This is a genomic window from Chelativorans sp. J32 (genome assembly GCF_000518985.1).
Classification (GTDB): Bacteria; Pseudomonadota; Alphaproteobacteria; order Rhizobiales; family Rhizobiaceae; genus Chelativorans.
The window spans coordinates 227,310-247,197 of record NZ_JAEQ01000002.1 but is presented as its reverse complement, the minus strand read 5'-3'; the positions used below and the strand labels follow the sequence as shown (position 1 = coordinate 247,197).

Here is a 19,888-nt window from a genome sequence, read left to right as displayed (position 1 = left end):
GGCGGTCCGCGCCAACATCTGCTAGGCAGCGCTGAAAACAGAAAGGCCACGACCACCATGGCACAACCGCCGCTCAAAGGCATTCGCGTCATCGAACTTGCCCGTATTCTCGCCGGCCCCTGGGCGGGCCAGCTTCTCGCCGATCTCGGCGCAGACGTCATCAAAGTCGAAAATCCCGATGGCGGGGACGACACGCGCAAGTGGGGGCCGCCGTTCGTGACCGGAAAGGATGGCGAGAACCTCTCCGCCGCCTATTTCCACGCCTGCAACCGGGGCAAGCGCTCTATCGCCCTCGATTTCGCGAAAGAGAAGGATCGCACGGTTCTTCTGAAGTTGATCGCCTCCGCCGATGTGCTGATCGAGAACTTCAAGCTTGGCGGCTTGAAAAAATACGGCCTCGATTATGAAAGCGTGAAGGCGGTCAATCCCCGCCTCGTCTACTGCTCCATCACCGGTTTCGGGCAGGACGGGCCCTACGCTCCGCGCGCCGGCTACGATTTCATCATCCAGGGCATGTCAGGCCTGATGTCCATCACCGGCGCCGTGGACGGCGAGCCGCAGAAAGTGGGGGTGGCGGTCACCGACATTTTCACCGGTCTTTATTCTGTCATCGCCATCCAGGCCGCGCTCCGGCACGCGGAAAGGACCGGCGAAGGACAACACATCGACATGGCACTCTATGACGCCCAGATCTCCGTGCTTGCCAATCAGAACCTCAATTTCCTGGCTTCCGGCGCGGCGCCGACGCGCATGGGCAATGCCCACCCGAACATCTGCCCCTATGAGGTGTTCGAAGTCGAAGACGGACATTTTATCCTGGCTGTCGGCAATGATGGACAGTTTGCCCGTTTTTGCGGCGTAATCGGTCGAGAGGACCTGCCTTCGGACCCCGATTTCGCGACCAACGCCGCGCGCGTCGCCAACCGCGGGAAGCTGCGGACGCAGATCGTCCCGGTGCTGAAAACCTTCGCCCGCGATCTTCTCCTGAAAAAGCTCGAGGAAGCCGGCGTCCCGGCAAGCCCGATCAACACCATTGCCGAAATGTTCGCCGACCCACAGACAATCGCGCGCGGCATGAGGCTCGGCCTTGACGACGGGCGGGGCAACACGCTTCCTTCCGTACGCGCCCCGATGGTCATGTCCGAAACCCCGCTCACCTACACGCGCCCGAGCCCACGCCTTGGCGAGCACACCGAAGAAATTCTGCGCGAATTGGGAGAGAGTTGACAGCGGAAGCAGGTCGAACCGGGAAGACCGCCTACTCGCCTTTTCTCGCGTGATAGGCCGCACCGACGGCCGCCCCGAGCGCAACTCCGACCGCTATTCCCACCGAAACATTGTCGATCGCCGCGCCTATAGCCGCGCCCACTCCGATGCCGAGCGCCATACCAAGAGCCATGGCGGAAGATTGATCGCTCATGTGTCGGGAATTAGGGCGAAGCGACGAGATGTAAGGGGTTTGCAACCATATAGCCTGGATACTGCAGCAGATCAGGGGAGGAGGTAGACGGCAGAAACCGCCTGCCCTCTCCGCCGGAGATTATATCAGGTTGGTCTGAAAATCCCTTCATCGAACGTCCACAGTAACATTCCGGCGTCGCCTGCGGACCATGGGCTTGACACTGCAATCGCTTTCGTTTGGTTCGATGCCAGCGTCGCCTTCGCAGGATGCGAGAAAGATCGCTCGGCGGATGGGAGGCAAGCGCTTGAGGTATCGCGCGATCTGCCAGGCTATTCTATTCCGTTCGGCAGCTGTTCCAGGTCGTTCAGCCGGAGCGGTAGGCGGTTCGATCTCTTGACCGATGTGAATTAACCACGGCCTGCTCTCGGCCGCAGATGACCTCCAGGCTAGGCCCGGCTTTGGGGCCGCTATATCGATGGCCGCGCGGTATGCGCGGTGGAGCCGGACTGAAGTCGCACGTCCTCCAGAAGAAGCTGGGCTGTATAGGCACGCATCAGGAGTCCGCACTGGCGAATTGAAATGATATACGTGCTTTGTTTGCTTTTAAGCCTATCAAAATCCATCCCCGACTCCCGAGACAACACGGGCGAATGATGGGGCGCCTGGAACGAGCAGGGACAAAGATCCCCGGGGAAAAAACCCGTCTAAATGCGGGTTTCATCAACAGCTGGAAATCACAAAAGCTTTTGACGCAATGAGATTTCCCTGTCGCTTAAAAATCTACCCTCTTCTTGGAAAGAGTGCAGAGATCATCCCAGAAACAGCTTCTCTAGGAAAGCGGCGGCATCCTCGAAGCGCCCTTCTCCGCCCCGTTCGGGACCGAGCACTGCCCGCACCTGCACGTCGAAATCGGCATAATGCTGGGTGGTGGCCCAAATAGCGAAGATGAAGTGGTAGGGGTCGGCGCCCTTGAGCCTGCCCTGCCGCATCCATTCCTTGATGATCTTCGCCTTCTCGTCGACCAGATCCTTCAGTTCGCCCTGTAGAAGCGGCATGACGCGTGGCGCGCCCTGCAGGATCTCGTTCGCGAACAGCCGGCTTTCGCGAGGGAAATCCCGCGCCATCTCCATCTTCCGCCGGATATAGGAGCGTATTTCGGTCGCTGGGTCGCCGTCCTGGTCCATTTCACGCAGAGGCGCCAACCAAGCCTCCATCAACCGATCGATCAGCGCGACGAAAATCGCTTCCTTGCTCTTGAAATAATAGAGCAGATTCGGCTTCGACATACCGGCGGCCTCCGCGATCTGATCGATGGTCGAGCCGCGAAAACCGTGCTGTGAAAAAACTTCCAGGGCCGCCTCCTGGATGAGCTCGCGTCTTTCGCGCTGGATGCGCGTGCGTTTTGGCTTGGCGGGATTGTCCATGATTTCGCCTGCCCCGGGCATCGGCCGTCAAACTTCCCCTCTGGCACAGCGCATCTGGCAGACTGGCGCGCGCGGGGGCAAGTGCAAATCCGTACAATGCCCTTGACCGCCTTATCGGCGGTGTTAACGTTTGTCCAAACGGTCAAAAAATTGCGTATCATTTTTCTTTTGAAATACCAAGCTTGACCGGGACGAAGAGGGGTTAAAAGGAGGCTTGGCGATGCTTGAGCGACCCACGAGGCCAAACGATCTCAGCGCGTTCTGGATGCCGTTTACGGCAAACCGGCAGTTCAAGCAGGCGCCGCGCATGCTCGTCTCGGCCAAGGACATGCATTATACGACCGCTGACGGTCGCAAGCTGCTCGACGGGACTGCCGGACTGTGGTGCGTGAATGCCGGCCACTGCCGGCCGAAGATCACGGAAGCGATCAGGCATCAGGCGGGCGAACTCGACTATGCACCGGCCTTCCAGATGGGCCACCCGATCGTGTTCGAATTCGCGAGCCGCCTGGTCGATATCGCGCCCGAGGGTATGGATCATGTCTTCTTCACCAATTCCGGTTCGGAATCGGTCGAGACGGCGTTGAAAATGGCGCTCGCCTATCACCGCGTGAAAGGCGATGGCGCGCGCACGCGTCTCATCGGCCGGGAGCGCGGCTATCACGGCGTGAATTTCGGCGGAATCTCCGTAGGCGGCATCGTGAACAACCGGAAGATGTTCGGCACCCTTCTGGCCGGCGTCGACCACCTCCCCCATACCCACCTGCCGGAGAAAAACGCCTTCTCGCGCGGTGAGCCGGAGCACGGGATCGAGCTTGCCAATGAGCTGGAGCGGATCGTGGCGCTTCATGATGCCTCCACGATCGCCGCCGTCATTGTCGAGCCAGTGGCGGGCTCCGCCGGCGTCATCCTGCCGCCCAAGGGCTATTTGAAACGGCTGCGCGAAATCTGCGACAAGCACGGCATTCTTCTTATTTTCGACGAAGTGATTACCGGCTTCGGTCGGCTTGGAACGCCATTTGCAGCCGATTACTTCGGCGTGGTGCCGGATATCATGACGACCGCCAAGGGCGTCACCAATGGCGTGATCCCCATGGGCGCGGTGTTCGTGAAGAAGGAAATTCACGACGCCTTCATGTCCGGCCCGGACCATATGATCGAGTTCTTCCACGGCTACACCTATTCCGGCAATCCGGTCGCCTGCGCCGCCGGTCTGGCGACGCTGGAGACCTATAAGGAGGAAGGCCTGCTCACGCGCGGCGAGGAGCTGGGCCAGTACTGGGAGGATGCGCTGCATTCGCTCAAGGGCGAACCGCATGTGATCGACATCCGCAATATCGGCCTTGTGGGCGCCATCGAACTGGAGCCTATCCCCGGCCAGCCTACGAAGCGCGCCTTTTCCGCATTCCTGAAGGCCTTCGAAAATGGCCTCTTGATGCGCACGACGGGCGATATCATCGCCCTTTCGCCCCCACTCATCATCACCAAGGGCCAGATCGACGAGATCATAGATCACGTAAGGGATGTGCTGCGGGCGGTGGATTGATTTCAGCGGCCGGCCCTTTGGCCGGCCTTCGGCTGAGGAAAAAGAACAAAAGGGCGGACGAATGGCGGCACCCGGTGAAAATCTCAGGATCAATGCGGATCGCCTCTGGGATTCCATTCATGAAATGGCGCAGATCGGTCCGGGCATTGCTGGCGGCAGCAATCGCCAGACGCTGACCGACGAAGATGGCGAAGGCCGCCATCTCTTCAGAAAATGGTGCGAGGAGGCGGGCATGACCGTCTCCGTCGACGCCATGGGCACGATATTCGCGATGCGCCCGGGAACCGATCCCGATGCCCTGCCCGTCTATGTCGGCTCCCATCTCGACACCCAGCCGACGGGTGGTCGATATGACGGCGTCCTTGGCGTGCTCGGCGGGTTGGAGGTCGTCCGGACGCTCAACGACCTGGGCATCAAGACGAAACATCCGATCGTCGTCACCAACTGGACGAACGAGGAAGGCACGCGCTTCGCCCCGGCCATGCTCGCCTCCGGTGTCTTCGCCGGCATACACGACCTCGAATGGGCCTATGACCGGAAGGATAAAGACGGCAAGCGCTTCGGCGACGAGCTGGAGCGCATCGGCTGGAAAGGCGAGGAGCCGGTCGGTCAGCGCAAGATGAAGGCCTTTTTCGAACTCCATATCGAGCAAGGCCCGATCCTGGAAGACGAGGGCATCGATATCGGCGTGGTCACCCATGGCCAGGGGCTTAAATGGCTGCAGGTGACGCTCAATGGCCGGGAGGCCCATACGGGCTCCACACCCATGCCCAAGCGGCGAAATGCCGGGCTCGGTATGGCCCGCGTGATCGAGCTGGTTCACGAAGTGGCGATGGACTACCAGCCGCATGCGGTGGGCGCCATCGGCCACATGGAGGTCTATCCGAATTCGCGCAACATCATCCCCGGCCAAACGGTTTTCACCATCGACATCCGCTCGCCGGACAAGAAGGTGCTCGACATGATGGATACACGCATCAGGCAGGGCATCGAGACCATCTGCGACGCGATGGATATCTCATACGAGATCGAGCAGGTCGGCCATTTCGATCCCGTCACGTTCGACAAGAGCTGCGTGCAGGCGATCCGCAATGCAGCCGAGCGGCTCGGCTATACGAATCGGGACATCGTCTCGGGTGCCGGGCACGACGCCTGCTGGATCAATCGCGTGGCGCCCACGGCCATGGTCATGTGCCCCTGCGTTGACGGGCTCTCCCACAATGAGGCCGAGATGATCACCAAGGAATGGGCGCAGGCCGGCTGCGACGTGCTTTTCCATGCCGTGGTGGAAACAGCCGAAATCGTAGAGTAACGGGAACGGCAAGCCGGCGAGGAAAGTGCGATTTAGCGGCCGGGCACGCCCGTTTGCCTCATGTTCATCGTTGGAATATCCCTTCGGCCAAACTGAAGGGCGACAAGGCCGAGAGCGCCGCCCCATCGTGGATGCCCGGCTTCGTCAATGTCGCAGAACTTACGGTCACGCCGCAAGCTTCTTCCGCTCCGCATCGCGGAAGGCGCCAGGGGTCATGCCGGTTTCGCGCTTGAAGAAGCGGTTGAAATAGGCCGGATCCTGAAAGCCTAAGGAATAGGCGATGGCCTGAACCGGCGTCGGCGTGAAGACGAGTTCGCGCCTTGCCGCCCTGAGAAGATGCCGCGCCGCCAGTTCCTGGACGCTTGCCCCGGCTTCGCGCCGCGCGATCCGGTTCAGATGGGCAGGCGAAATGCCCAATCTCTCGGCATAGAAACTCACCGGCCGGTGTTCCCTGCAATGCGCGGCAAGAAGGGTCGTGAGCGCTTGGATGCGCTGGCGATCCCGAGCACGCCCGGCAAAGGGTTCACCCATCCTCTCGGCCTGCGCTCCCGTCCGGGCGAGCCGCAGGACGAGCTCGGTCACCATCGCGTCCAGCAGTATGTCGCTCCCAGGCCCTGCCCGATGAAGCTCCTCATGAACACGCTGGGCAAGCGGCGCGACATGCGAGGCATCCTGACCCGACCCGTCGAGCGGGATGATCTGGGTCCTGGACAGGAATGCCGAAATCGCCGGGTCAGCCGCTCGAACGGGCGAGAGCCGGTCCGCCAGCACCGTGATCACCAGCCCGTCCGCGTTTCGCGTGTAATACCGGAAGCCGTGTACCGCCCCCGGTGCAATATAGATCGCAGCCGGCGCCGCAAAGGACCGGGGCTCGGACCCGCCAAGGAGCTCCCCTCCCCCCGCCGCCAGCACGAAAATCTGGAAAAGCGCCTCGTGCCGGTGAAGCGAAATCTCCCAATTGTGCAGGCTGCTGCGAAACGGCAAGGTCTCGCTGTGGAGCCAGAACCCTTCCGACTCTCCCGAGTTCTCCCGATAAAGGCGGTAATTGGGAACGTTCTTTCCGGCCATCTCATCCTCATTTCATGATCGGAAAGTGCAATGATACGCGATAAAAGTCCATTGCCGCCGGTCACCGGCAGTTCCAATGTCCAGCGCCTGTATGCATGCTGAACCTAGGGTGCGATTCCGGCGGGCCCGGTCCACCCCGCCTCGGGAGGTAGGAATGAGCACAGACGGATATTCCAAACGTTACAGCGAAGGCATGGCCACGCGCCGGTCCGTTCTTGGGGATGCCTGGGTGGACCGGGCCGAGGCGAACAAGACGGAATTCGACGCGCCGTTCCAGGAATTGATCACCGAGGCTGCCTGGGGCCACGTCTGGTCCGGGCCGACCTGGACGAAACGCGAGCGCTCCATGGTCACCATTGCCCTTTTGGCTGCCCTGGGCCACGACGACGAGGTTGCGATGCATGTGCGCGCCACAGCCAATACCGGAGCGACGGCTGACGACCTGCGCGAGGCCATGCTGCATGTCGCGATCTATGCCGGCGTGCCTGCGGCGAACCACGCGATCAAGATCATCAAGCAGACGCTTGCTGAAATGCAATCGGGAGAAAAGAAATGAAGAACGAGAGACCCGAAACGGGCGGCTTCTTCCAGCGCGACCGCAGCTGGCACCCGCCGGCTTTCGCGCCGGGCTATAAGAGCACAGTGGTGCGTTCGCCGCAGCGCGCGCCCATCTCCTTCGGCAACACGCTTTCCGAACTTACCGGACCCACCTTCGGCCATAGCTTGCTCGGGCCACTCGATAACGACCTGACCGTCAACTTCGCCAAGCCTGGCGAGAGCGCCATCGGGCCGCGCATTATCGTCTATGGCCGGGTGTTGGACGAAAACGCGCGGCCGGTCCCGAACGTGCTGGTCGAGTTCTGGCAGGCGAATGCCGGCGGCCGCTATCGCCATAAGAAGGATGGCTACCTCGCCCCCCTCGACCCGAATTTCGGCGGCTGCGGGCGCACCATCACGGACGAAGACGGGAACTACTGGTTCCGCACCGTTCAGCCCGGAGCCTATCCGTGGCCAAATGGCATCAATGACTGGCGGCCGGCCCACATCCACTTCGCGATCTTCGGCCACGGCTTCGTCCAGCGGCTGATCACGCAGATGTATTTCGAGGGCGATCCCATGATCTGGAAATGTCCGATCGTCCGCACGATCCCCGACAAGAAGGCGATCGAAGGGCTGATTGCCGCTCTCGACATGGAATCCACGGTACCGATGGATTCGCGTGCGTATAAATTCGACATCGTGCTGCGCGGGCGCCGTTCGACGCTGTTCGAAAACAAGCTGGAGGGCAACTGATCATGGTCCAGTCACTGACAAGGCTGAAGGAAACCGCCTCACAGACGGCCGGCCCATATGTCCATATCGGGCTCACGCCGAACTACTGCGATATCGGCGGCATCTATCCCGAGGACCTCGGCGTCCGCATGGTCAACGAGAAGACGAGGGGTGAGCGCGTCACCTACAAGATGCGGGTCATCGACGGCACGGGGTCCGTCATCAAGGACGCGCTGATCGAGATCTGGCAGGCTGACGCGGATGGTCTCTACAATTCGCCATCCGAGCCGCGCGGCAAGGCCGATCCCAATTTCACGGGCTGGGGGAGGCAGGCGTCGGATCCGGAAACGGGCGTCTTCACCTTCGGGAGCGTCAAGCCGGGTCGGGTTCCCTTTACCGACGGGCGGCCGCAGGCGCCCCATGTATCGCTCTGGATCGTTGCCCGCGGCATCAATCTCGGTCTGCAGACGCGCATGTATTTCGGCGATGAGGCTGAAGCCAATGCGGCGGATCCGGTGCTCACACGTCTGGAACACCAGAATCGGGTTCCAACGCTGATTGCGCCGCGCACTGGGGATACCTACAATTTCGACATATATCTCCAGGGTGACAAGGAAACCGTGTTCTTCGATGTGTGAGGCGGAATGAGCGTCAGCGCCTTCGACCACCCCATCCTCTCCGGACTTGTGGGCGACGAGGAGTTCGCGGCGCTCTTTTCCGTCGTCGCGGAACTCGCGGCGATCCTTCGCTTCGAGATCGCACTGGCGGAAGCCGAAGCGGAAGAAGAGATCATCTCGCAAGAGGCGGCGGAAGCCATTTCCGCCGCCTTGCAGCACTACAAGCCGGATGTGGGCGCGCTCAATAGAGGCATTGCGCGCGACGGGGTGGTAATCCCGGCGCTCGTGGAGCAATTGCGCCAAAAGCTTCCCGAGGAGCACCGCACCTGCCTTCACTTCGGAGCGACAAGCCAGGATCCCATTGATACCGCCTTGGCGATGCGCCTTTCGCAGGCCACCACTTTGCTTGCCACTCGGCTGGATGAGGTCATCGAAAGCCTTGACGCACTGGAAAGGCGCGACGGCGGCATTGAGGTGATGGCGCATACGCGCATGCAGGCTGCCATACCCGTGAGAGCGGGCCGGAAAATCATCTCCTGGCGCGATCCGCTTATGCGTCACCGTGCGCGGCTCGAAACCATTCGTAAATCCGTGACGGTCCTGACCTTCGGGGGAGCTGCCGGAACACTCGACAAGCTTGGCGAAAAGGGACCCGCCGTGGCGGCTCGCCTCGCGCGCAAGCTCGGCCTCAACCTCGTCGCCCGTGCGCGACATTCGGAGCGCGACGGCATTGTCGATTTCGCCTCCTTCCTCTCTCTTGTCACGGGAAGCTTAGGCAAGATGGGCCAGGATGTAGCCCTCATGGCCCAGAATGAAATGGGCGAGGTGCAGGTGGCGGAAGGTGGCGGCTCCTCCGCCATGCCACACAAGCAAAACCCCGTTAAGGCGGAGATCCTCGTCACTCTTGCCCGCTTCAACGCCACGCTACTTTCCGGCATGCACCACGCGCTGATCCATGAGAACGAGCGGTCCGGCGCGGCCTGGACCCTTGAATGGATGCTTCTTCCCCAGATGGTCGTCGCGACAGGTGCCGCGCTCAGAATCGCGAACGAGCTTGCGGGCGGTATTACCTTCGCCACCCGCAAAGCAGCGCCGTAATTATTCAGCCGCGATCCGCTCTTCCCTGACCGGATGAATGCTCTGAAAGGGCACGCAGAGGCGGTTCCAGACATTGATCATGCCGATGGCGACGGACAGCTTCACCAATTCGTCGTCGGAGAAGTGCTTGCGGGCCTGCTCGAAGTCCTCGTCCGTCACCATCTGCTCCGAAAGCCGCGTCAGCCTTTCCGTCCAGGCAAAGGCGGCTCGTTCCCGTTCGGAGAAGAGAGGCGACTCCCGCCAGGCTGCGACGAGATACAAGCGCTGCTCGCTTTCCCCATCCTCGCGCGCTTCATGGCTATGCATGTCGACACAGTAGGAGCAGCCATTAATCTGGGAAGCCCGGAGCTTGATAAGATGAAGCAGGCTCTTTTCCAGGCCGCATTCGTCGACGGCTTTGTTCAGGGCCCGGACGTTTTTGATGATCTCCGGCGAGGCGTGGAAAAAATTGAGTCGTGGCTGCATGGCTCTTCCTTTCTACTTCGACTTTTTCAAAGAGGTTTCGCCCTGAGGCCGCTGGTGGCGGGCAATGAAGGCGCAGTTGAACGCGACCGCGCGCGGATCGGCATCGGCCTCATAACCTGACACGATCTGCGAAAGCTTCGTCTCGGCCAGCACGGCCCGCCAGGCCCGCTCCGCCTTGAGCATGGCCACCTTGATGCCGCACGGTTTCACATAAGCTTCGGCTTCCAGAGCGCCCGGCCCGCGCTGCCTGATCTCACCACAGCGAAAGGCCGGCTGATGGCCTTCAACGGCAAGGACGATGTCGAGCAAGCTGATCCGCTCGGGCGCCTTTGCCAGGCGATATCCGCCGTTCGGCCCCGGTATGGATTCGAGGATCTTCGCGGCAGTCAGCGCTTGCAGGTGCTTAAGCAGATAGCTGGGTGAAAGACCATGCAATTCGGCAAGAGCACTGCCTGGAAGCGTGGCCTCCCCATTCAATTGCGCCAGAACCGCCGCACAGTGGATCGCAGCTTCAACCCCGTCGCTCAGCTTCATGGGTTAATCTCCTATCGTGGATATTCTCTATCCTGGATATCGAGTATCCGCAATAGGGGTGCGGGTCCGAATTTCCGTTACGGCAGCATTTCATCTCCGCGGGGCTATTCGGCCGCGATCTTCATCGGATTGTTCGGATGAGTGGTCCAATTGGCATAGTCGCCCAAGACGACCTGCCCGGTTCTCCGGTCGACCTCTCCCGCCGCGAGCGGCACCATGGTGATGCAGTTCTCGACGGGGCATATGTTGACGCAGAGATTGCAGCCGACGCACTCCTCCTCGATCACCTCGAAACGGCGTACGCCGTTCACCATGCTGGTGATCGCCTGATGCGAGGTGTCCTCGCAGGCGATGTGGCAGCGACCGCATTTGATGCAGAGATCCTGGTTGATGCGGGCCTTGGTGGCGTAATTGAGATTGAGATATTGCCAATCAGCGATGTTGGGCACCGCCCGCCCTATCACGTCGTCCAGCGTGGCATGGCCCTTCTCGTCCATCCAGCTCTTGAGACCTTCGATCATTTCCTGGACGACCTTGAAGCCATAGGTCATTGCGGCGGTGCAAACCTGGACATTGCCTGCGCCAAGCGCCAGGAACTCCGCGGCGTCGCGCCAGGTCGTGATCCCGCCGATCCCGGAGATGGACAGGCCGCGTGTTTCGGGATCGCGCGCGATCTCCGCCACCATATGAAGCGCGATGGGCTTCACCGCCGGCCCGCAATAACCGCCATGGGTTCCCTTGCCGTCTATGGTCGGCTCGGGCGCGAACGTGTCGAGATTGACGCCGGTGATCGAGTTGATCGTGTTGATGAGCGACACGGCGTCCGTACCGCCGGCGAAAGCCGCTCGAGCGGGATTGCGTATGTCCGTGACATTGGGCGTGAGCTTTGTGATCACCGGCATGCGCGTGTTCTGCTTGCACCAGCGCACGACCATCTCCACATATTCGGGCACCTGACCGACCGCGGAACCCATGCCGCGCTCGCTCATGCCGTGCGGGCAGCCGAAATTGAGCTCGATCCCGTCGGCCCCGGTTTCCTCGACCAGCGGCAGGATCGCCTTCCAGGCCTCCTCCTGACACGGGACCATCAGCGACACCACGAGCGCCCGGTCCGGCCAGTTCCGTTTCACCTGTTTGATCTCGGTGAGGTTCACGAAGAGATCGCGGTCGGTGATGAGTTCAATATTGTTGAAGCCAAGCAGCCTGCGGTCGGCACCCCAGACGGCGCCATAGCGGGGGCCGTTTACATTGACGACCGGAGGTCCCTCCTCGCCCAGCGTCTTCCAAACGACCCCGCCCCAGCCGGCCTTGAATGCGCGCTCGACATTGTATGCCTTGTCGGTCGGCGGCGCCGAGGCCAGCCAGAACGGGTTCGGGGATTTGATGCCGAGGAAATTGGAGCGGATATCAGCCATGGGTTTTCTCCTCCGGCCTCAGGAAGAGGACACGACGATGCGGTTGCCCTCGCTGTCGCGAAACTCCGCAAACGTGCTGCCCGGCTCCCACGATGCCTCTTTCGGGGCCGTAATGATCTTCACCTTCTCGGTTCCCAACCGATCGAAGAGGCCCTTTACATCTTCCTCGATGAGCACGAGAACCGGCCTGTCCGACGGCTCGTCATCGCCGCGTCTGGTGAGCAGCAACTGCGTCCTCGCGCCGGGGAGCTTCAGTTCCACCCAGCGCCAGCCATCCTTCGCATAGGGGGCGTCCCGCGCAACGGTGCATCCCAGATGTCTGCCATAGAATGCGATAGCGCGATCCTGATCGAACACGGGCAGTTCGGCGAATTTCACGAACATGGCGCCCTCCCGTTTCAGCCAGTCAATACCCTATGAATGCTTTCGGCTGCGTCGCGGCCCTGTGCGACGGCCGAAACGGTCAGATCGTCGCCGCCGAGCACGCAATCGCCTCCAGCCCAGACCTTCGGCATGGATGTACGGCCTTCCGCATCCACCCGGATCCGCCCGCTCTCAAGCACGATCGCCTCGCCGCTGCCATTGAGAACCGTGGGCTCGAAGCCCTGTCCAATAGCCTTGAAAACCTGGTCGGCCTTCAGCGTCAGTGTCTCACCGGTGCCGATCAGGCGGCCATCGACCATAGCGGTATACTCCATCTCGATCCCGGCTGCGCAGCTTCCCTCTACGATAACCCGCTTCGGCTGCAGCCAATGCCTGATCACGACGCCCTTGGCCGCGGCAAGTTCCTGCTCCCATTCGGAGGCGTTCATGTGTTCGCGCCCGCGCCGGTAACAGATGGTTACTTCCTCCGCTCCAAGCAGCCGCGCCTGAACGGCGATATCGATCGCCGTCATGCCGCCTCCGATAACGACGACGCGCCGGCCGATCGGAAGTCTCGACAGATCGTCTGCCTGGCGGAGCGTCGCGATGTAGTCGACAGCGTTTTCCACGCCTTCGGCTTCCTCCCCTTCGGCGCGCAGCGCATTGACGCCCGCAAGCCCCATCGCGAGGAACACGGCGTCGTAGCCGGCTGCAAGGCCGGCAAGGGTGAAATCGCGCCCTAGCGCCTTGCCATGCTCAACCGTGATGCCACCGATGGAAAGAATGTAATCGACTTCGGCCTGCGCGAACCCGCCCGGGCTCTTATAGGCCGCGATGCCGTATTCATTCAGCCCGCCCGATCTCGGCCGGACCTCATAGACAATGACCTCGTGACCATGCATTGCCAGCCGGTGCGCGCAGGCAAGTCCTGCAGGTCCTGCACCGATGACCGCAATCTTTTTGCCCGTCGGTGCGGCGCGCGTGAAGAATTGCTGCCCCTGGCCCATAGCGGCATCGGTGGCATAGCGCTGCAGAAGGCCGATCTGGACGGGCTTGCCCTCCGCATACTCCCGCACGCAGGCTTCCTCGCACAGGGTCTCCGTGGGGCAGACACGGGCGCACATGCCGCCAAAGATGTTCTGGTCGAAAATGGTCTTGGCCGCGCCGAGCGGGTTTCCGGTGGAGATCTGTCTTATGAACAGCGGAATGTCGATCGCGGTCGGACAGGCCTGCATACAGGGCGCATCGTAGCAGAAATAACAGCGATCCGCCGCGACCCGCGCCTCATGCATATCGAGCGGAGGATGAAGATCCGAGAAATTCTGGGCATAGACGTCCGGCGAGAGGCGGCCGGCGACGATACCGTCCTCATAGCGGCTTTGAGCCATACCGTTCCCCTTATTCTTTTGAGAGGGACGGTAACACAGTTTTGTTTTTTATCAATCGGTCAAAATTCAGGTATGCGACACAGGCAAAAGAATAGGCGGCTCTAGATCATCTTTATTTGGCTGCACTAACACGATTGTTTGTATGGCCGGCCCCTATCCTCAGTCATAAGGTGTTGTGGCCAACCCAGTAGGCGCCTCTGCAGCCGCTCGAACCGTTGCGCACAGGCCACCAAAGAAGAGAACATAAGAGGAGAAATACGATGCCGGCTCCAAAATCCTTCTTCTGGTACGAGTTGATGACCACGGACGTGAACGCAGCGGAAGCCTTCTACTGCGCTGTGGTCGGGTGGCGGGCCTCACGTTGGGAAGCGCCGGGGAGCTCGCCCTACACCATTATGAATGCAGGTGAACGGGGTGTGGGCGGAATCATGGAAATGCCGGACGATTACCGTCAGTCCGGCAGTCAGCCCATGTGGCTCGGTTATATCTATACCGATGACACGGATGCAGCGACGCAAGGTGTACAAGACGCGGGGGGCACTGTGCACCGCCAGCCCGCGGACATTCCCGAAGTCGGGCGCTTCTCCGTCGTGTCGGATCCGCAGGGCGTGATGTTCATGCTGCTGCACCCGATGGGTCCCGACCAGCCTCCGGTCCCCGCTGGTACGCCCGGCCATGTCGGCTGGCATGAGCTTTATACGACCGATTGGCAGAAGGCATTCGAGTTCTATTCAAGCCAGTTCGGCTGGACCAAGGCCGAAGCAATGGACATGGGCCCTATGGGCACCTACCAGCTTTTCTCGGCTGGCGGCGATCCCATCGGCGGCATGATGAACAAACCGGCCCAGATCCCGATGCCGTTCTGGCAATTCTACTTCAACATCCCGGCAATCGAGGAGGGCCTCCGCCTCGTCAAGGCCAATGGGGGCCAGATCCTGATGGACCCGATGGAAGTACCAGGCGGCAGCTGGATCCTGCAATGCATGGATCCCCAAGGCGCCGCTTTCGCATTGAACGCCCCGAAACGCTAGCAGCCAGTTGCAGCAAGTGAGGTTAGCCCTCAAGCAGGGCTAACCTCCTTCATTTCTCAATCGCAGAAAATTGCGCCTATGAAAGGCGACAATGGATTCGCCGGTGGAGAGAAGACGGTTATCTACATCACTGCAAAAACCACTCATAAACTTCTAATGAACCGATATCGCCACCATCAATATCATCATAAAAGCCATCTACAATGAAGTCCTCAATGACATATTCAAAGTCATCTTCACCAGGGACATAATTCCAACAAGAGCCACCAAAAATTTCCTCATCACAATCCGTTATTCTCGCTTCATTGTAGAGGCGGAGGGAGCGGATGGGACTGGAGGGAAATGCGACTGAGTTTCCGGCCGAAACGCAGAAGCGGGTATTTCCAAAATTTGGCTCAGAGTAGAAGCATGATGCTTTCTTGCCACCTCGAGTCGAGTTATAGCTAATCACGTCATCAGCGAATGCAGCGTCTGCAGCAAATAGCAAAGCAAGAGCAATCGCGACTTTTCTGATAGAACTGGAATCCATACTAGCGTAATCTCAATTTAATTATTATAGTGTCCAATATTGTATTATGATATATTGCCAGCCTATTTAAGAATCAAATTTTGCTATAGAAGCTATTCGATTACCGGTCTCATTTCGCCCAGCACGTCATCTCCCAGCCAGCAAAGGCTGCGATGACCACGTCCGAGATCGCGGAACGGCGGTAGTTCGCGCTCGCAGAGCTTATCCGGCACCAGTTGCTTGTATGGACAGCGGGTTTGGAACGGGCACCCGGAAGGGGGATCGACCGGCGAAGGAATTTCGCCCTTCAGCACGATCCGCCTCTTCGTGGCTTGGGGATCAGCAAGAGGTACAGCGGAGAGAAGCGCTTCCGTGTATGGGTGATAGGGCGGCGAAAATATCTGCTCCGTCGTTCCCTGCTCCACGATATGTCCCAGATACATCACGATCACGCGGTCGGCGATATAGCGAACCAGCGACAGATCGTGACTGATGAAGAGCATGGTCGTCCGATTGCTGCGCTGGATATCCATCAGGAGCTCGGTAACGGCCGCTTGCACGGAAACGTCTAAAGTTGAGACCGGCTCGTCAGCCACCACCAATCTTGCATTGCCGGCGAAAGCGCGGGCAATGCCGACGCGTTGTTTCTGTCCTCCGGAAAGTTGGCGGGGCTTTCGGTTTGCAAAAGAAGGCGGCAGCTTCACCAGATCGAGCAACTTCAACATCCTGTCGCGCCGCTCACCCGCCGTTCTGCCAATCCTGAATTTCTCCAGCGTGCGAACGATCTGCGCGCCAACCGGCTGCGTTGGGTTCAAGGTGTCGAACGGATTCTGGAAGACCATCTGGATTCCCGCCACGGTCTTCCTGTCCCGCTCCTCCACGGGCGTGTCCTGGATCTCCGTGCGGCGATAGGCAATCCGGCCATTCGTGGCCGTTTCCAAGCCGACCAGCATTTTTGCCAATGTCGATTTCCCGCTGCCGGATTCGCCCACAATCGCAAGGGTTTCTGCTTCACGGGCATCAAAGCTGATCGCCTCGTTTGCCTTCACGACACGCGTGCCGCCGGCCAACAGGCCGTTTCCGTTCTCCTGATAGTATTTTCTTACGTCCTCCACCTCGAGAACGGGGGCGCCGGGCGCAATCGGCTCGTGCGCCGCGGCAGCTTGCGGCGGCGCATCCCAATCGATTTCACCGATGCGAATGCAGCGCGAGAAATGCGCATTCGCTGCGTCCACCGCAACCATCGGAATATCGGCGGCGTCGCACAGCCCTTCCCGGAAGTGCGGACAGCGCGGCCCGAAATTGCAACCTTTCGGTCGCTCCCTTGGGGCGGGCTGCTGGCCGGGAATGGCGATGAGCGGGTGCGCGTTCTTATCCGCTGTCAGCCGTGGAATCGCGCGGAAAAGGCCTTGAGTATAGGGGTGGCGCATGCGCTCGAACACATCGCGCACATCCCCGGTCTCCACCGCCTCACCCGAATACATGACCGCAACACGATCGCAAACTTCCAGGATGAGACCGAGATTGTGCGACACGAACAGCATGGCCGTGCCGTATCTGTGGCTCAAATCCTTGATGAGTTCGATAATGCCTGCCTCGACCGTGGCATCGAGCGCGGTGGTGGGCTCGTCCAGGATGAGGAGCGACGGCTTCGACAAGAGCGCCATCGCAATGACGATGCGCTGCTGTTGGCCGCCTGAAAGCTGGTGTGGATAGGTCTGCATGATGCGTTCGGGGTCGGGAAGTCCCACCGCCCGCACCATGTCGAGCGAGCGCTCCCATGCCTCCTGGCGTGAAACGCGTTCATGCACACGCGGCACTTCCATCAGCTGCTTGCCGATCCTCATCGCCGGGTTCAGGCTCGCCATCGGCTCCTGGTAAACCATGGCGATCTCCTTGCCGCGGATCTGCCGCAGTTCCCGTTCGCGCATGGAAATGACGTCGCGGCCTTTGAAGATGAGGCGCCCGCCCACGATTCGTCCGCCGGAAGGAAGGCCACGCATGATGCCGAGCGCAAGGGTCGACTTGCCGCTGCCGGATTCACCCACGATCCCCATGATTTCGCCGGGCATGATCGTGGTGGAGAAATCCCGCACGACCTGCACCTCCCCTGCCCGCGTGAAGAAGGAGATGGAGAGGTCTTCGATCTCCAGGAGGGGTTCGGGCACTGCCACGGTCATCACCTCAATCCTTCAACGCCTGCTCACGGATAGCATCGGCGAGCAGGTTGAGGCCCAGCACGAAGGACATCAATGCAATCACCGGCGGAAGAGCCGGATGGATGTGCGCGCGCAAGAGCCTGCTCGATTCCTTGATTGCGGTTCCCCAATCCGGACTTTCCGGAGCAAGGCCCAAGCCGAAATAGCCGAGCGTCCCGAGCAGGATCGTCGTGTAGCCAACCCTGAGGCAGGCATCGACGATCAGTGGCCCGCGGGCATTCGGAAGTATCTCCCACAGCATGATGTACCATGGCCCTTCGCCGCGGGTTTGAGCCGCCGCAACGTAGTCGCGCGTCCTGATTTCCATCGTAAGGCCGCGCACGATGCGGAAGACGCCGGGGCTCGAGGCGAAGACCACCGCCACGAAGATGTTGAGCTCGTTGGGTGCGAGAGAAATGAGCCCCAGCGGATCGACGTTGAAGACAAGACCCGCATAAAACCAGGCGCCGATGACGAGAGTTGCCAGGAGAAGCGGCGCGAGAAGCTTCGGCTGGCCGGAATACCGCGTCGAAACAAGTGTGGCGAAGAACATGACCGGAAAGACCAGGAAGAGGCCGGCAAGCACCTGCGGGATCGGGGTTTCGCTCACGCCGGGGGTCACGAGCAGATAGAAGAGCAGGATCACCGGAAAGGCGAGGACGAGATTGGCGAGGAATGAGAGAACACCGTCGATCCTGCCGCCGTGATAACCTGCGGGGAGGCCCAGCATCGTGCCCACGATCAATGCAAAGAGCGTGGCGGCCGGCGCAATGAGAAGCACGATCTGGCTTCCGAAGACCATGCGTGAAAACACATCGCGTGCCAGACGGTCCGCACCCAACAAAAACACCGCGCCCGTATCGGGGTCGATCGCTCCGGGGGGCGCATCCTTCATGATCGCGATCTGCTGCAGCGGTTCGAAAGGTGCGACAATGCTGGCGAAGATTGCCGTAAACAGCCAGAAGAAGCAGATCATCAGGCCGCTCAAACCCGCCCAATCGTCATGGAGCCGGCCATAGATCCCCAGCCGCTTTCTCAGGCGAAAGCCGACTGCGAGCACAATGGCTAGGGCGATCCAGACCGGCCAGAACCGCGCGATCACACCAAGGAGAATGCCGACGGGCCCGATGGTTTCGAATTGCATCGGCCGCCCCTATCGCACCCGGATGCGCGGATTGAGAAGCGCATAGCCGACATCGGAAACGAGCTGCGTCGTAAGAACCACGAAAACGGAGATCAACGAGCAGGCAAGGAGCAGGTCGATGTCGTTATTGGCGGCAGCCTCCACGAGCGTGAAGCCGAACCCCTGGTAGCGGAACATCACTTCCACCACGGCCACACCGGTCAGCAGCCAGGGAAACTGCAGCATTATGACAGTGAAGGGCGTGATGAGCGCATTGCGCAGCGCGTGGCGAAGTACGACTGCGCCGAAGTCAAGACCCTTTAGCCTGGCGGTACGGATATATTGCTGGGTCATCACCTCCGCCATGGAGGCTCGCGTCATCCGTGCGATGTAGCCCGTGCCATAGAGGGCCATCGTGATCACCGGCAGGGTGAAGTTATAGAAACTGACCCCCTGATTGGTGGCGGATGCGGCAGATCCGTTGAGCCAGCCCAGCCACGAGGCAAACACCACGGTGAAGAGGACGCCTGAGACATATTCCGGGGTAGCGGCGGTGGTAATGGAAGCCGCCGAGAGTGCGCGGTCGGTCCGGCTGCCTTCGCGCATACCCGCCAGAACACCGAGCAAAAGCGAAACGGGCACCATCACGGCCATGACCCAGAACATCAGGATCGCGGTTGCCTTCAGGGCGGGAGCAAGCCTCTGCCACACTGGTACCCGGAACTTCGTCGAGCAGCCGAAATCCCCCTGCAATATCCCGGAATACCGGGCTGCGGTCGTTTCATTACAATAGGAAAAGCGCGGCACTGCCTCCCCGGTAACCGGGTCTAGGGTCGGCTCCTTCGGCATGACGCCGAGCCACTGGCCGTAGCGGACGAAGAAGTTCTGGCGATAGCCGTTCTTTTCGAGCCAGGTCTCCAGCTCCTGGGCCGAGGAGCGCATATTGAGCTGGCTGATGGCCAGCCGCTTAAGATTCGGCTCCAGATTGACGAGATAAAAGACCGCCAGCGACAAACAGAGCATTGCCAGCGCCATGATTCCCAGGCGGCGGATGATGTAGCTCAGCAATATCTATGGTCCATCTCGGAACCCTTGGGCCGCGCTGTGTTGCTGACGCCGCGGGA

General features: G+C 60.5%; 20 protein-coding genes. 8 read left to right on the top strand and 12 right to left on the bottom strand.

Annotation, left to right across the window (positions count from 1 at the left end):
- The first annotated feature begins 57 nt into the window (after positions 1–57).
- Positions 58–1,227: a CaiB/BaiF CoA-transferase family protein gene (locus CHEJ32_RS0104440; RefSeq protein WP_028032775.1), complete on the top strand. Its 1,170-nt coding sequence runs from the start codon at positions 58–60 to the stop codon at positions 1,225–1,227.
- 31 nt (positions 1,228–1,258) lie between these two features.
- Here the strand turns inward: CHEJ32_RS0104440 and CHEJ32_RS27020 are convergent, their stop codons facing one another.
- Together CHEJ32_RS27020 and CHEJ32_RS0104430 are read right to left on the bottom strand one after the other, a co-directional pair.
- Entirely contained in the window at positions 1,259–1,420 is a 162-nt protein-coding gene (locus CHEJ32_RS27020; protein ID WP_156936603.1) for a hypothetical protein, read from the bottom strand.
- A gap of 791 nt (positions 1,421–2,211) precedes the next feature.
- Positions 2,212–2,826, bottom strand: a complete 615-nt coding sequence (locus tag CHEJ32_RS0104430; protein ID WP_028032774.1) for a TetR family transcriptional regulator C-terminal domain-containing protein — start codon at positions 2,824–2,826, stop codon at positions 2,212–2,214.
- 220 nt (positions 2,827–3,046) lie between these two features.
- On the opposite strand from CHEJ32_RS0104430, the gene CHEJ32_RS0104425 reads away from it, so the two are divergent.
- Entirely contained in the window at positions 3,047–4,372 is a 1,326-nt protein-coding gene (locus CHEJ32_RS0104425) for an aspartate aminotransferase family protein (RefSeq protein WP_028032773.1), read from the top strand.
- Positions 4,373–4,433: 61 nt separating this feature from the next.
- The gene (locus CHEJ32_RS0104420) at positions 4,434–5,684 is read left to right on the top strand and encodes a Zn-dependent hydrolase (RefSeq protein WP_028032772.1); all 1,251 of its coding nucleotides are present in this window, start codon (positions 4,434–4,436) and stop codon (positions 5,682–5,684) included.
- A gap of 165 nt (positions 5,685–5,849) precedes the next feature.
- On the opposite strand, the gene CHEJ32_RS0104415 is transcribed toward CHEJ32_RS0104420, so the two are convergent.
- The gene (locus tag CHEJ32_RS0104415) at positions 5,850–6,752 is read right to left on the bottom strand and encodes a helix-turn-helix domain-containing protein (RefSeq protein ID WP_028032771.1); all 903 of its coding nucleotides are present in this window, start codon (positions 6,750–6,752) and stop codon (positions 5,850–5,852) included.
- A 154-nt stretch (positions 6,753–6,906) separates the two neighbouring features.
- Here CHEJ32_RS0104415 and pcaC point away from each other — a divergent pair, with 154 nt between their 5' ends.
- From pcaC to CHEJ32_RS0104395, 4 genes are read left to right on the top strand one after another with little or no spacing between them, the layout of a single operon-like run.
- Positions 6,907–7,308 (top strand): 4-carboxymuconolactone decarboxylase, encoded by a 402-nt coding sequence (gene pcaC / locus CHEJ32_RS0104410; protein WP_028032770.1) that lies wholly within the window; start codon positions 6,907–6,909, stop codon positions 7,306–7,308.
- Positions 7,305–8,045 (top strand): protocatechuate 3,4-dioxygenase subunit beta, encoded by a 741-nt coding sequence (pcaH, locus tag CHEJ32_RS0104405; protein ID WP_028032769.1) that lies wholly within the window; start codon positions 7,305–7,307, stop codon positions 8,043–8,045. The genes pcaC and pcaH overlap by 4 nt, the downstream gene beginning before the upstream one ends.
- Positions 8,046–8,047: 2 nt before the next feature.
- Positions 8,048–8,662, top strand: a complete 615-nt coding sequence (gene pcaG, locus CHEJ32_RS0104400) for a protocatechuate 3,4-dioxygenase subunit alpha (RefSeq protein ID WP_028032768.1) — start codon at positions 8,048–8,050, stop codon at positions 8,660–8,662.
- Between the two features lie 6 nt (positions 8,663–8,668).
- Positions 8,669–9,739 (top strand): 3-carboxy-cis,cis-muconate cycloisomerase, encoded by a 1,071-nt coding sequence (locus tag CHEJ32_RS0104395; protein WP_028032767.1) that lies wholly within the window; start codon positions 8,669–8,671, stop codon positions 9,737–9,739.
- On the opposite strand, the gene CHEJ32_RS0104390 is transcribed toward CHEJ32_RS0104395, so the two are convergent.
- From CHEJ32_RS0104390 to CHEJ32_RS0104370, 5 genes are all read right to left on the bottom strand, one after another.
- Positions 9,740–10,204 (bottom strand): carboxymuconolactone decarboxylase family protein, encoded by a 465-nt coding sequence (locus CHEJ32_RS0104390; protein ID WP_028032766.1) that lies wholly within the window; start codon positions 10,202–10,204, stop codon positions 9,740–9,742.
- A gap of 12 nt (positions 10,205–10,216) precedes the next feature.
- Complete coding sequence (locus tag CHEJ32_RS0104385) at positions 10,217–10,738, bottom strand: Rrf2 family transcriptional regulator (RefSeq protein ID WP_028032765.1); 522 nt, start codon at positions 10,736–10,738, stop codon at positions 10,217–10,219.
- Positions 10,739–10,842: 104 nt separating this feature from the next.
- Complete coding sequence (gene preA / locus CHEJ32_RS0104380) at positions 10,843–12,153, bottom strand: NAD-dependent dihydropyrimidine dehydrogenase subunit PreA (protein WP_028032764.1); 1,311 nt, start codon at positions 12,151–12,153, stop codon at positions 10,843–10,845.
- An 18-nt stretch (positions 12,154–12,171) separates the two neighbouring features.
- A complete protein-coding gene (locus CHEJ32_RS0104375) occupies positions 12,172–12,537 on the bottom strand; it encodes a VOC family protein (protein WP_028032763.1) in 366 nt (121 codons plus the stop codon).
- Positions 12,538–12,551: 14 nt separating this feature from the next.
- Positions 12,552–13,904: an NAD(P)-dependent oxidoreductase gene (locus CHEJ32_RS0104370; protein ID WP_028032762.1), complete on the bottom strand. Its 1,353-nt coding sequence runs from the start codon at positions 13,902–13,904 to the stop codon at positions 12,552–12,554.
- Between the two features lie 260 nt (positions 13,905–14,164).
- Here CHEJ32_RS0104370 and CHEJ32_RS0104365 point away from each other — a divergent pair, with 260 nt between their 5' ends.
- On the top strand, positions 14,165–14,935 hold the full coding sequence (locus CHEJ32_RS0104365; protein ID WP_028032761.1) for a VOC family protein: 771 nt from the start codon (positions 14,165–14,167) through the stop codon (positions 14,933–14,935).
- A 127-nt stretch (positions 14,936–15,062) separates the two neighbouring features.
- Here CHEJ32_RS0104365 and CHEJ32_RS27015 read toward each other — a convergent pair whose 3' ends face one another.
- From CHEJ32_RS27015 to CHEJ32_RS0104350, 4 genes are all read right to left on the bottom strand, one after another.
- Positions 15,063–15,464, bottom strand: a complete 402-nt coding sequence (locus CHEJ32_RS27015) for a hypothetical protein (RefSeq protein WP_156936602.1) — start codon at positions 15,462–15,464, stop codon at positions 15,063–15,065.
- A gap of 92 nt (positions 15,465–15,556) precedes the next feature.
- Entirely contained in the window at positions 15,557–17,623 is a 2,067-nt protein-coding gene (locus CHEJ32_RS0104360) for an ABC transporter ATP-binding protein (protein ID WP_028032760.1), read from the bottom strand.
- A gap of 4 nt (positions 17,624–17,627) precedes the next feature.
- Positions 17,628–18,785, bottom strand: a complete 1,158-nt coding sequence (locus CHEJ32_RS0104355; protein WP_028032759.1) for an ABC transporter permease — start codon at positions 18,783–18,785, stop codon at positions 17,628–17,630.
- A 9-nt stretch (positions 18,786–18,794) separates the two neighbouring features.
- Positions 18,795–19,832, bottom strand: a complete 1,038-nt coding sequence (locus tag CHEJ32_RS0104350) for an ABC transporter permease (protein ID WP_028032758.1) — start codon at positions 19,830–19,832, stop codon at positions 18,795–18,797.
- Positions 19,833–19,888: the final 56 nt, after the last annotated feature.